Origin of the sequence: Citrobacter sp. RHBSTW-00570 (assembly GCF_013739755.1) — a bacterium.
In the GTDB taxonomy this organism is placed as follows: Bacteria; Pseudomonadota; Gammaproteobacteria; order Enterobacterales; family Enterobacteriaceae; genus Citrobacter; species Citrobacter braakii.
On sequence record NZ_CP056399.1, the window covers coordinates 4,205,189 to 4,218,489 of the forward strand.

8 protein-coding genes are annotated in these 13,301 nt (G+C 53.2%); 7 read left to right on the forward strand and 1 reads right to left on the reverse strand.

Features of this window, described 5'->3' with window-relative positions:
- The first annotated feature begins 432 nt into the window (after positions 1 to 432).
- From polB to rluA, 3 genes are all read left to right on the forward strand, one after another.
- Positions 433 to 2,784, forward strand: coding sequence for a DNA polymerase II (gene polB, locus HV237_RS20000; protein ID WP_047358341.1), 2,352 nt, complete (start codon positions 433 to 435; stop codon positions 2,782 to 2,784).
- A 177-nt stretch (positions 2,785 to 2,961) separates the two neighbouring features.
- Positions 2,962 to 5,868, forward strand: a complete 2,907-nt coding sequence (gene rapA, locus HV237_RS20005; protein ID WP_181541589.1) for an RNA polymerase-associated protein RapA — start codon at positions 2,962 to 2,964, stop codon at positions 5,866 to 5,868.
- 11 nt (positions 5,869 to 5,879) lie between these two features.
- Positions 5,880 to 6,539, forward strand: coding sequence for a bifunctional tRNA pseudouridine(32) synthase/23S rRNA pseudouridine(746) synthase RluA (gene rluA, locus HV237_RS20010; RefSeq protein ID WP_016151668.1), 660 nt, complete (start codon positions 5,880 to 5,882; stop codon positions 6,537 to 6,539).
- Positions 6,540 to 6,634: 95 nt separating this feature from the next.
- Here the strand turns inward: rluA and djlA are convergent, their stop codons facing one another.
- Positions 6,635 to 7,450 carry a co-chaperone DjlA gene (gene djlA / locus HV237_RS20015; RefSeq protein ID WP_046276044.1) on the reverse strand — a complete coding sequence of 272 codons (816 nt, stop codon included), beginning with the start codon at positions 7,448 to 7,450 and terminating at the stop codon, positions 6,635 to 6,637.
- Positions 7,451 to 7,793: 343 nt separating this feature from the next.
- Between djlA and lptD the strand changes: the two genes are divergently transcribed.
- The 4 genes from lptD to rsmA are packed head-to-tail and all read left to right on the forward strand — an operon-like array spanning position 7,794 to position 13,300.
- Positions 7,794 to 10,154, forward strand: a complete 2,361-nt coding sequence (gene lptD, locus HV237_RS20020; RefSeq protein WP_047358343.1) for an LPS assembly protein LptD — start codon at positions 7,794 to 7,796, stop codon at positions 10,152 to 10,154.
- Between the two features lie 53 nt (positions 10,155 to 10,207).
- A complete protein-coding gene (surA, locus tag HV237_RS20025) occupies positions 10,208 to 11,494 on the forward strand; it encodes a peptidylprolyl isomerase SurA (RefSeq protein WP_047358344.1) in 1,287 nt (428 codons plus the stop codon).
- Positions 11,494 to 12,486: a 4-hydroxythreonine-4-phosphate dehydrogenase PdxA gene (pdxA, locus tag HV237_RS20030; protein WP_016151664.1), complete on the forward strand. Its 993-nt coding sequence runs from the start codon at positions 11,494 to 11,496 to the stop codon at positions 12,484 to 12,486. Before surA ends, pdxA begins: the two co-directional genes overlap by 1 nt.
- Positions 12,479 to 13,300: a 16S rRNA (adenine(1518)-N(6)/adenine(1519)-N(6))-dimethyltransferase RsmA gene (gene rsmA, locus HV237_RS20035; RefSeq protein ID WP_003018865.1), complete on the forward strand. Its 822-nt coding sequence runs from the start codon at positions 12,479 to 12,481 to the stop codon at positions 13,298 to 13,300. The genes pdxA and rsmA overlap by 8 nt, the downstream gene beginning before the upstream one ends.
- Position 13,301: the final 1 nt, after the last annotated feature.

Here is a 13,301-nt window from a genome sequence, read left to right on the forward strand (position 1 = left end):
ATATTATATTCAACCTGGTAACCCGAGTGTTTGATTAAAATAGTTACACTAACCATGAATAAAAACAAATAAAAAAAATAACCATTTTTCCTGAACCGAGGGATGAGTAACAAAACCATACGAGCACGATTCCGAAAATGACATAAAAATCCTGAAACGGACTTCCAATTTATGAAACAAATATAATTACAAAAGAATAATAGATACAAATAGCCATGACAGGCCAATAAAATAATTAAAGGAAGAGTTTTCAATTAAGGCATTCATTTATTAAATATCAAAGCCTATCCTGTAACACTTTTACTGCGGAGGGCATTTTACTGTTACTGTCACAATAACTTCCCGCAGCTCTCATTTTTAACTGTACAAAATAACAGTACAATCGTGTAAACCAGGCTATAATAATGCCTGGTTTTTTAATGGATACGCAGCGTGGCGCAGGCAGGCTTTATTTTAACCCGGCACTGGCGGGACACCCCGCAGGGAACTGAGGTCACATTCTGGCTGGCTACGGACGACGGGCCGCTACAGGTCACGCTCGCGCCTCAGGAGTCGGTCGCGTTTATTCCTGTCAGTCAGGTTCCTCGCGTAGCGTCATTATTACGCAATGAAAACGGCTATCGTCTGACGCCGCTGCAATTGCAAGACTTCCACCGCCAGCCCGTTTCCGGCCTGTATTGCCGCTCACATCGCCAGCTCATGCGGCTGGAAAAGCTGCTGCGTGAAAACGCAATTACCGTCTACGAGGCCGACGTGCGTCCGCCGGAACGGTATCTGATGGAGCGTTTTATCACCTCACCTGTGTGGGTTGAAGGCGACAGACACAACGGTACGCTGGTCAATGCCCGATTGAAGCCAAACCCTGACTATCGACCGCCGCTGAAATGGGTCTCGCTGGATATCGAAACCACGCGCCACGGCGAACTCTACTGTATCGGCCTTGAAGGCTGTGGGCAGCGTATTGTCTACATGCTCGGTCCGGCAAACGGCGATGCCTCAGCGCTGGATTTTGAACTTGAATATGTCGCAAGCCGCCCGCAGTTACTGGAAAAGCTCAACGACTGGATTGCCCGTCACGATCCTGATGTGGTAATCGGCTGGAACGTCGTGCAATTCGATTTACGCGTCCTGCAAAAGCATGCTGAACGTTACCGCATTCCCCTGCGTTTTGGCCGTGACAATAGCGAGCTGGAGTGGCGCGAACATGGCTTCAAAAACGGCGTATTCTTCGCGCAGGCTAAAGGTCGCCTGATTATCGACGGCATTGAGGCGCTTAAATCCGCATTCTGGAATTTCTCATCCTTTTCGCTGGAAACGGTGTCACAGGAGCTGCTGGGCGAAGGGAAGTCGATAGATAATCCCTGGGACAGGATGGACGAAATAGATCGCCGGTTTGCCCAGGATAAGCCCGCACTCGCCACCTACAATCTCAAAGACTGTGAGCTGGTCACGCGTATTTTTCATAAAACCGAGATCATGCCATTTTTGCTGGAACGATCGACGGTAAACGGACTTACGGTCGACCGGCACGGCGGTTCCGTTGCCGCCTTCGGCCATCTCTACCTACCGCGAATGCACCGGGCGGGCTATGTGGCACCGAATCTGGGGGAGGTTCCCGCGCACGCCAGCCCCGGTGGCTACGTGATGGACTCGCGCCCGGGTTTGTACGACTCCGTGCTGGTGCTGGATTACAAAAGCCTGTACCCGTCAATTATTCGTACTTTTTTGATCGATCCAGTGGGACTTATCGAAGGGATGGCACAGCCGGATCGGGAACACAGTACCGAGGGGTTCCTTGACGCCTGGTTCTCACGCGAAAAGCACTGTCTGCCGGAAATTGTTACCCAGATCTGGCATGGGCGCGATGAAGCCAAACGCCGCGGCAATAAGCCGCTCTCACAGGCGCTGAAAATCATCATGAACGCGTTTTACGGCGTGCTTGGCACCACCGCCTGCCGCTTTTTCGACCCGAGGCTGGCTTCGTCTATCACCATGCGCGGTCACGCGATCATGCGTCAGACCAAAGCGCTGATTGAGGCTCAGGGTTACGACGTCATCTATGGCGACACCGACTCCACCTTTGTCTGGCTTAAAAAGGCGCACTCGGAAGACGATGCGGCCCGGATTGGTCGGGAGCTGGTGAGCTATGTCAACAACTGGTGGGCGCAATCGCTGAAGCAGCAAAACCTGACCAGCGCGCTGGAGCTGGAATTTGAAACCCACTTTTGTCGCTTTCTGATGCCGACCATTCGCGGTGCAGATACCGGCAGCAAAAAACGCTACGCCGGAATGATTCAGTCAGGTGCTGAGCAACGCATGGTATTTAAAGGTCTGGAAACGGTACGCACCGACTGGACGCCGCTGGCCCAGCAGTTTCAGCAGAAGCTGTACCTGCGAATTTTTCGTAACGAGCCTTATCAAGAGTTTGTTCGCGAGACTATCGACCGTCTAATGGCGGGTGAACTGGATGAACACCTGGTGTACCGCAAACGCCTGCGCCGCCCGTTGAGCGAATACCAGCGGAATGTTCCGCCGCACGTTCGCGCCGCACGGCTCGCCGATGAGCAGAACGTCAAACTGGGGCGTCCTCAGCAGTATCAGAATCGTGGCACGATTAAATATGTCTGGACGATAAATGGACCTGAACCTGTTGATTATCAGCTATCTGCACTTGATTACGAGCATTATCTGACCCGCCAGATCCAGCCGGTTGCCGAGGGAATTCTTCCCTTTATTGACGATAATTTTGCTACACTACTCACAGGACAACTGGGGTTATTTTGACGCGTGACGAAACCGCCGCCATCCAGTACCATAGCGCCCTTTCCATTCCTGGACCCATTTAACACCCCTACCACTGATTTATTAGCCTGGTAGCGGGGTCATATGCTCTCAATAACGGGGACTAGCCCGGAAAATGACGAGTATTGCCTGCAATTAAAGATATAGAGCCGAACATATATGCCTTTTACACTTGGTCAACGCTGGATCAGCGATACAGAAAGCGAATTGGGACTTGGTACTGTTGTCGCCATGGATGCGCGAACCGTCACTTTACTTTTCTCATCGACGGGTGAAAACCGTCTGTATGCGCGCAGTGATTCCCCCGTGACCCGCGTGATGTTCAATCCTGGCGACACGATAACGAGCCATGAAGGCTGGCAACTGCATGTCGATGAAGTAAAAGAAGAAAAAGGCCTGCTTGCCTATATCGGAACCCGCCTTGATACCGAAGAAACCGGTGTAACGCTGCGTGAAGTGCTGCTCGACAGCAAACTGGTTTTCAGTAAACCCCAGGATCGCCTGTTTGCCGGCCAGATTGACCGTATGGACCGCTTTGCGCTGCGCTATCGCGCACGTAAATTTCAGAGCGAACAGTACCGTATGCCGTGGAGTGGTTTGCGTGGTCAACGTACCAGCCTGATCCCCCACCAGCTCAACATTGCCCATGATGTCGGCCGTCGTCATGCCCCTCGCGTGTTGCTGGCAGACGAAGTGGGTTTAGGTAAAACCATTGAAGCAGGGATGATCCTGCATCAACAACTGCTGTCAGGCGCCGCGGAGCGCGTTCTGATCATCGTCCCGGAGACGTTACAGCACCAGTGGCTGGTCGAAATGCTGCGTCGTTTCAACCTGCGCTTTGCGCTGTTTGATGATGAGCGTTATGCAGAAGCGCAGCACGATGCCTACAACCCGTTTGAAACCGAACAGTTGGTTATCTGTTCGCTGGACTTTGCCCGTCGCAGTAAACAGCGTCTGGAGCACCTGTGTGATGCCGAATGGGATCTGCTGATTGTCGATGAAGCCCATCACCTGGTGTGGAGCGAAGACGCGCCCAGCCGTGAATATATGGCCGTTGAACAGCTGGCAGAGCGCGTACCAGGCATCCTGCTGCTGACCGCAACGCCGGAACAGTTGGGCCTGGAAAGCCACTTTGCGCGCCTGCGTCTACTGGATCCAAGCCGCTTCCACGATTTCGCCCAGTTTGTTGAAGAACAGAAAAATTACCGTCCGGTCGCCGATGCCGTCGCCATGTTACTGGCTGGCAACAAGCTGAGTAACAATGAGCTGAACATGTTAGGTGACATGATTGGCGAACAGGACATTGAGCCGTTATTGCAGGCGGCAAACAGCGACAGCGAAGACGCCCAGAGCGCGCGTCAGGAGCTGGTTTCGATGCTGATGGACCGCCACGGCACCAGCCGCGTGCTGTTCCGAAATACCCGTAACGGTGTGAAAGGCTTCCCTAAACGCGAGCTGCATACCATCAAATTGCCGTTGCCAACCCAATACCAGACGGCCATTAAAGTCTCCGGTATTATGGGCGCGCGTAAGAGCGCGGAAGACCGCGCGCGCGACATGCTCTACCCGGAGCAGATTTATCAGGAATTCGAAGGCGACACCGGCACCTGGTGGAACTTTGACCCGCGCGTGGAATGGCTGATGGGCTACCTGACCAGCCACCGCTCGCAAAAAGTTCTGGTCATCTGTGCGAAAGCCACCACTGCGCTTCAGCTGGAGCAGGTTCTGCGCGAGCGCGAAGGTATCCGCGCCGCCGTGTTCCATGAAGGGATGTCGATCATTGAACGTGACCGCGCTGCGGCCTGGTTTAGCGAAGAAGATAGCGGCGCCCAGGTGATGCTGTGCTCTGAAATCGGCTCCGAAGGGCGTAACTTCCAGTTCGCCAGCCATCTGGTGATGTTTGATCTGCCGTTCAATCCGGACCTGCTGGAACAGCGTATTGGCCGTCTGGACCGTATTGGTCAGGTGCATGATATCCAGATCCACGTTCCATACCTGGAAAAAACCGCGCAATCCGTGCTGGTGCGTTGGTACCACGAAGGTCTGGATGCGTTCGAACACACTTGCCCGACCGGACGTACCATCTATGACACGGTATATAACAATCTGATCGGCTACCTGGCTGAGCCAGAAAACACCGATGGCTTTGACGATCTGATCAAAACCTGTCGCGAACAGCATGACGCGCTGAAAGCACAGTTGGAGCAAGGTCGCGATCGCCTGCTGGAGATCCACTCTAACGGCGGCGAAAAAGCGCTGGCGCTGGCTGAGAGTATTGAAGAACAGGACGACGATACCAGCCTGATCGCCTTCGCCATGAACCTGTTTGATATCGTTGGTATTAATCAGGATGACCGTGGCGACAATTTGATCGTGCTGACACCGTCCGATCATATGCTGGTGCCGGATTTCCCTGGGCTGCCGGAAGATGGCTGTACCATTACGTTTGAGCGTGATGTTGCCCTGTCGCGTGAAGACGCGCAGTTTATTACCTGGGAGCATCCGCTGATCCGTAATGGTCTGGATCTGATCCTCTCCGGCGACACCGGAAGCAGCACCATTTCTTTGCTGAAAAACAAAGCATTACCGGTCGGTACTCTGCTGGTTGAACTGGTCTACGTCGTTGAAGCGCAAGCGCCAAAACAGCTGCAGTTAAACCGCTTCCTGCCGCCAACCCCGGTACGCATGCTGCTGGACAAAAACAGCAACAACCTTGCCGCGCAGGTTGAATTCGAAACCTTTAACCGTCAGCTCAGCGCCGTTAACCGCCACACCGGCAGTAAACTGGTCAACGCCGTACAGCAGGATGTGCATGCCATTCTGCAACTCGGTGAAGCGCAGGTAGAAAAATCGGCCCGCGCGCTGATCGACGCGGCGCGTAAAGAGGCGGACGAGAAGCTGACGGCTGAACTCTCCCGTCTGGAAGCGCTGCGTGCCGTTAACCCGAACATCCGTGATGACGAACTCAGCGCCATTGAAAGCAATCGTCAGCTGGTGATGGAAAGCCTGGATCAGGCGGGATGGCGTCTGGATGCCCTGCGCCTGATCGTCGTGACGCATCAGTAACGGAGCCTGACATGGGGATGGAAAACTATAATCCGCCGCAGGAACCCTGGCTGGTTATCCTGTATCAGGATGAGCACATTATGGTGGTCAACAAGCCGAGCGGCTTGTTGTCCGTGCCGGGTCGTCTGGATGAACACAAAGACAGCGTGATGACGCGTATTCAGCGCGATTACCCGCAGGCTGAATCCGTACATCGTCTGGATATGGCAACCAGCGGCGTGATTGTAGTGGCGCTAACTAAAGCGGCAGAGCGCGAGCTAAAGCGCCAGTTTCGCGAACGCGAGCCGAAGAAACAGTATGTCGCACGCGTCTGGGGACATCCCGCTCCGGCCGAGGGGCTGGTTGATTTACCGCTGATTTGCGACTGGCCGAATCGGCCAAAGCAGAAAGTGTGTTATGAGACCGGAAAATCGGCGCAGACCGAGTATGAAGTGGTGGAGTTCGCGGAAGATAACACCGCCCGGGTCGTGCTCAAACCCATTACCGGACGCTCCCACCAGTTGCGTGTGCATATGCTGGCATTAGGGCATCCGATTCTGGGCGACCGCTTCTACGCCCCGCCACAGGCCCTGGCGTTAGCGCCGCGCCTGCTGCTGCACGCAGAGATGTTAACTATCACGCATCCCGAATACGGCAACAGTATGACGTTTAAAGTTCCGGCAGATTTTTAAACGCAGGTCCCATTTAGGCCGGTGGGCTTCGCTTGCCCGGCCTACAGTCATTAACGTAGGCCGGATAAGGCGCTAGCTGCCACCCGGCATAACGATTATTTAAAACCTTTCTGTTCTTTAATTAACTCGTAAGCTTTTTGAATTTCCTGCGCTTTTTGCTTCGCCATTTCCATCATTTCTGGCGGCAGGCCTTTCGCCACCAGTTTGTCCGGATGGTGCTCGCTCATCAGCTTACGGTATGCGCGCTTAATGGTGGTCGCATCATCGGTCGCTTTCACACCCAGCACATTGCAGGCGTCTTCCAGCGTCGGACCGCGTTGCGTCTGCTGCCAGCCACCGCCGCCGGACTGCTGCTGATATCCGCCGCCAAACTGGGCGCCGCCCTGCATCATGCGCAGAAACTGATCAAACTGGGTACGTGAGATCCCCAACTCTTCAGCAATCACATACAGCACTTCACGCTCGTTCGGATGCAACGACCCATCGGCAAAAGCCGCCTGGATCTGAATCTCCAGAAACATGCGGATCAGATCGAAGCGGCCAAAACAGACGCTGCGAAACTGACGCATTTTTTCACGTAATGGGTAATTGTCCGATTTTCCCACCCGGAAGGCATGTTGCGCGGCGGTACGCGAGTCACCGTGCAAATTCATTCGATCCATCAATTGACTGGCGATATGGATATCGGCTTCCGTGACGCGACCTTTGGATTTGGTCAGATGCCCCATCACCTCAAAAGTGGTGGCAAAAAACAGCGCCTGGCGTTCACGCTGGTTGGCAAACCACGCCATTTTGCGCATGCGGGCTTTGTCGAACATGTGGCCAACTAACAGGCCCAGAACCACACCCCAGAAGCCGCCGCCCATCATTAAGGCCACGGCGACACCAATTATCTTTCCCCAATACTGCATAGACTCCCCAAATCTTTCTGCTCTCAGCCAGGATATGTCCCACAATATAAGGTGCTTTTACCGATTTACGGCTGCGGTCAATTGTGGGACATCGCCTATAATTTGCATTATCATACCTGTCATTCTATGCCGTGCCTAACACCACAAACGCTATACCCGTAGGATTTCGAGTTGCAATAAGGCGGCAACGCAGTGACCAATTCGTCTGAAACGAAGATGCAGCTTGAAAGGTGGCGGGATAAAATGGGCAGGATTAATACTAGCGAAGTGAAGATGAGATAAGTTAGGCTGTGACCGTTTGTCACGCGCGACGCTACTGATGATGGAACAATAAATACAACGTATGAAAAAACGTATTCCCACTCTTCTGGCCACCATGATTGCCAGCGCCCTCTATAGCCATCAGGGTCTGGCAGCCGATCTCGCCTCACAGTGTATGCTGGGCGTGCCAAGCTATGACCGTCCTCTGGTACAGGGCGAGACCAATGAATTACCCGTCACCATCACTGCTGACAACGCGAAAGGGAATTACCCGGATGACGCGGTGTTTACTGGCAATGTGGACATCGCACAGGGTAACAGCCGCCTGCAGGCCGACGAAGTGCAGCTTCATCAGAAGCAGGCAGAAGGCCAGCCGGAGCCAGTTCGTACCGTCGATGCGCTTGGCAATGTCCATTATGATGACAATCAGGTTATTCTGAAGGGGCCGAAGGGCTGGTCTAATCTGAATACCAAAGATACCAACATCTGGGAAGGTGATTATCAGATGGTAGGCCGTCAGGGGCGCGGAAAAGCCGATCTGATGAAGCAGCGTGGGGAAAACCGCTATACCATTCTGGAAAACGGTAGCTTCACCTCTTGTCTGCCAGGTTCCAATACCTGGAGCGTCGTCGGTAGCGAAGTCATTCACGACCGTGAAGAACAGGTCGCAGAGATCTGGAACGCCCGTTTTAAACTGGGTCCGGTTCCGGTCTTTTACAGTCCTTATTTACAGTTACCCGTCGGCGATAAGCGTCGCTCTGGTTTCCTGATCCCGAACGCAAAATACTCTACCAATAACTATTTTGAGTTCTATCTCCCGTATTATTGGAACATTGCGCCCAATATGGACGCCACCATCACGCCGCATTATATGCACCGTCGTGGCGGTATCATGTGGGAGAACGAATTCCGCTACCTCACCCAGGCGGGCGCAGGTCTGATGGAGTTCGACTACCTGAATTCCGATAAAGTGTACGAGGATGAACATCCGAAGGATGACAATTCCCGCCGCTGGCTGTTTTACTGGCAACACGCTGGTGTAATGGATCAGGTGTGGCGTTTTAACGTTAACTACACCAAGGTCAGTGACTCCAGCTACTTTAACGATTTTGATAATAAATACGGTTCCAGTACCGACGGCTACGCCACGCAAAAATTCAGCGTCGGCTATGCGGTACAAAACTTTGATGCGACGGTTTCGACCAAGCAGTTCCAGATCTTTGATGACCAGAACAAAAGTAGTTATTCCGCTCAGCCACAGTTAGACGTCAACTACTACCAGAATGATGTGGGCCCGTTTGATACCCGGATTTATGGGCAGGCGGTCCATTTCGTTAATACCAAGGACTACATGCCAGAAGCGACGCGTGTTCACCTTGAACCAACAATTAATCTGCCGTTGTCGAATAACTGGGGAAGTATCAATACCGAAGCGAAACTGCTGGCAACTCACTATCAGCAGACTAACCTGGATTGGTACAACAGCAATCCGAGTAACGTTAACAAGCTCGATGATTCAGCCAACCGCGTCATGCCGCAGTTTAAAGTTGACGGCAAGATGATCTTCGAGCGCGATATGAACATGTTAGCGCCGGGCTATACCCAAACGCTGGAGCCCCGTGCGCAGTACCTGTATGTACCGTATCGCGACCAAAGTCATATCTATAACTATGACTCGTCCCTGCTGCAATCTGACTACAGCGGCCTGTTCCGTGATCGTACCTATGGCGGTCTGGACCGCATCGCGTCTGCCAACCAGGTAACGACCGGGGTCACATCTCGCGTTTATGATGACGCTGCCGTTGAACGTTTTAATATTTCTGTGGGTCAAATCTACTATTTCACCGAGTCTCGCACCGGCGATGACCATATCGAATGGGAGAATGACGACAAAACAGGCTCATTGGTATGGGCAGGTGACACCTACTGGCGCATCTCCGATCGCTGGGGTTTACGCAGTGGGGTCCAGTACGATACCCGTCTGGACAGCATCGCAACCAGCAACAGCAGCATCGAATATCGTCGCGACGAAAACCGTATGCTGCAGCTGAACTACCGTTATGCCAGCCCGGAGTATATTCAGGCTGCAGTGCCTTCCCGTGATGTGACTAAACCACAATATGAAAACGGGATTTCACAGGTGGGCGCGGTAGCAAGCTTCCCGATCGCCGATCGCTGGTCGATTGTCGGGGCTTACTACTTTGATACCAACGTGAACAAAGAAGCAGATTCCATGCTGGGCCTGCAGTACAACTCCTGTTGTTACGCCATTCGCTTCGGCTACGAACGTAAGCTGAACGGCTGGGATGACAAACAGCAGCACGCGATTTATGACAACACGATCGGCTTTAATATCGAACTACGCGGCCTGAGTTCCAACTACGGTCTCGGCACCAACCAAATGTTGCGTTCGAACATTTTACCGTATCAAAGCTCTTTATGATCTGATTGATTTACAACGTAATCCGCTTTGCGGTTAATTGAAATGGAAAAAGTATGAAGAACTGGAAAACGCTGCTTCTCGGTATCGCCATGATCGCGAATACCAGTTTCGCTGCCCCACAGGTAGTCGATAAAGTCGCAGCCGTCGTCAATAACGGCGTCGTTCTGGAAAGCGACGTCGATGGCTTAATGCAGTCAGTAAAACTTAATGCGGGTCAGGCTGGTCAACAATTACCGGACGACGCCACGCTGCGTCATCAGATCCTGGAACGTTTGATCATGGATCAAATCCTCCTGCAGATGGGTCAGAAGATGGGTGTTAAAATCTCTGACGAGCAACTGGATCAGGCAATTGCCAACATCGCCAAGCAAAACAACATGACGCTGGATCAGATGCGCAGCCGTCTGGCACAGGATGGCTTAAGCTATTCGACCTATCGTAGCCAGATCCGCAAAGAGATGACCATCTCTGAAGTGCGTAACAACGAAGTTCGCCGTCGCGTTACTATCCTGCCTCAGGAAGTGGATGCTCTGGCGCAGCAGGTCGGCAACCAAAACGATGCCAGCACCGAGCTGAACCTGAGCCACATTCTGATCCCATTACCGGAAAACCCAACTTCTGAACAGGTTAACGCGGCTGAAAGTCAGGCGCGCTCTGTTGTTGATGAAGCGCGTAACGGTAGCGATTTCGGCAAACTGGCTATCACCTATTCCGCTGACCAGCAGGCGCTGAAAGGCGGCCAGATGGGTTGGGGACGTATTCAGGAGCTGCCGGGCATCTTTGCCCAGGCGCTGAGCACCGCGAAAAAAGGCGATATCATTGGCCCAATTCGTTCTGGTGTCGGCTTCCACATCCTGAAAGTCAACGATATGCGTGGTCAAAGCCAGAGCATCTCCGTGACTGAAGTTCATGCCCGCCATATTCTGCTCAAGCCGTCGCCGATCATGACCGATCAACAGGCGCGTCTGAAGTTAGAACAAATCGCAGCTGATATTAAGAGCGGTAAAACAACCTTCGCGGCAGCGGCTAAAGAGTTTTCTCAGGATCCGGGTTCTGCCAACCAGGGCGGAGATCTGGGCTGGGCTGCAGCGGATATTTTCGATCCCGCTTTCCGCGATGCGCTGACCAAACTTCACAAAGGCCAGATGAGTACCCCGGTGCACTCCTCTTTCGGGTGGCATCTGATCGAACTGCTGGATACGCGTAACGTTGATAAAACTGACGCGGCGCAGAAAGACAGAGCTTATCGTATGCTGATGAACCGTAAATTCTCGGAAGAAGCGGCAACCTGGATGCAGGAACAGCGCGCCAGCGCCTACGTTAAAGTTCTGAGCAACTAATGACTCGTATTCAACGCGTTGTGATCACTCCCGGCGAACCCGCCGGGATTGGCCCGGACCTGGTGGTTCAGCTCGCCCAACGTGAGTGGCCTGTAGAACTCGTTGTCTGTGCGGATGCCGCACTCCTCAGTGACCGGGCAGCAATGCTCGGTTTACCGCTTTCACTCCTCCCATACTCTCCAGATACCCCAGCCAGACCGCAATCAGCAGGTACGTTGACGCTGTTGCCGATTGCTCTGCGGGCACCTGTTATCGCGGGTCAGTTGGCGGTAGAGAACGGACAATATGTGGTGGATACGCTGGCTCGCGCCTGCGATGGTTGTCTGCAAGGTGAGTTTGCGGCGCTGATTACCGGTCCGGTACACAAGGGCGTAATCAATGACGCAGGCGTCCCGTTTACCGGACATACCGAGTTTTTTGAAGAGCGCTCACAGGCGAAGAAAGTCGTCATGATGCTGGCGACTGAAGCGCTGCGCGTTGCCCTGGCAACCACTCATTTGCCGCTCAGAGCCGTTGCCGACGCCATTACGCCAGCTCTGCTTAAGGAAGTGATCGGTATTTTGCATCATGATTTGCGCACCAAGTTTGGCATTGCCGATCCGCATATTCTGGTGTGCGGTCTTAACCCGCATGCCGGTGAAGGTGGTCATATGGGAACGGAAGAGATAGACACCCTCATTCCGGTCCTGGATGAACTGCGTGCGCAGGGGATGAAATTAAACGGCCCGCTGCCCGCAGATACGCTGTTTCAGCCCAAATATCTCGACCACGCGGATGCCGTGTTGGCAATGTACCACGATCAGGGTCTCCCCGTGCTAAAATACCAGGGATTTGGTCGCGGTGTGAATATCACGCTGGGCCTGCCCTTTATTCGCACATCCGTCGATCACGGCACCGCGCTTGAACTTGCGGGTCGTGGGCAAGCAGATGTCGGCAGTTTTATTACGGCGCTTAATCTCGCCATCAAAATGATTGTTAATACCAATGAATAATCGAGTCCATCAGGGCCACTTAGCCCGTAAACGTTTCGGGCAAAACTTCCTCAACGATCAGTTTGTGATCGAAAGTATTGTCTCTGCTATCAACCCGCAGAAAGGTCAGGCTATGGTCGAAATCGGCCCGGGCCTGGCAGCGTTGACCGAACCTGTAGGCGAACGCCTGGACAAGCTCACGGTCATTGAGCTGGACCGCGATCTCGCCGCCCGCCTGCAAACACACCCGTTTTTAGGGCCGAAGCTGACGATTTATCAGCAAGATGCCATGACCATGAACTTCGGCGAACTCGCACAAACGATGGGTCAGCCGCTGCGCGTATTCGGCAACCTGCCGTACAACATCTCCACGCCGCTCATGTTCCATCTTTTTTCCTATACTGATGCCATCGCCGACATGCATTTCATGTTGCAAAAAGAGGTGGTTAACCGTCTGGTTGCAGGGCCAAACAGTAAAGCGTATGGTCGATTAAGCGTCATGGCGCAGTATTACTGCAATGTGATCCCGGTACTTGAAGTGCCGCCATCCGCATTTACGCCTGCGCCTAAAGTCGATTCCGCCGTGGTACGTCTGGTCCCTCACGCGACAATGCCGTACCCCGTTAAAGATGTTCGTGTGCTGAGCCGTATTACCACTGAAGCGTTTAATCAGCGTCGCAAAACTGTACGTAATAGTCTCGGCAACCTGTTTAGCGTTGAAGTACTGACAGAGCTGGGCGTTGATCCGGCAATGCGAGCGGAAAATATCTCTGTCGCGCAATACTGCCGGATGGCTAACTATCTGTCAGAAAACGCACCATCGAAGGAGAGTTAAA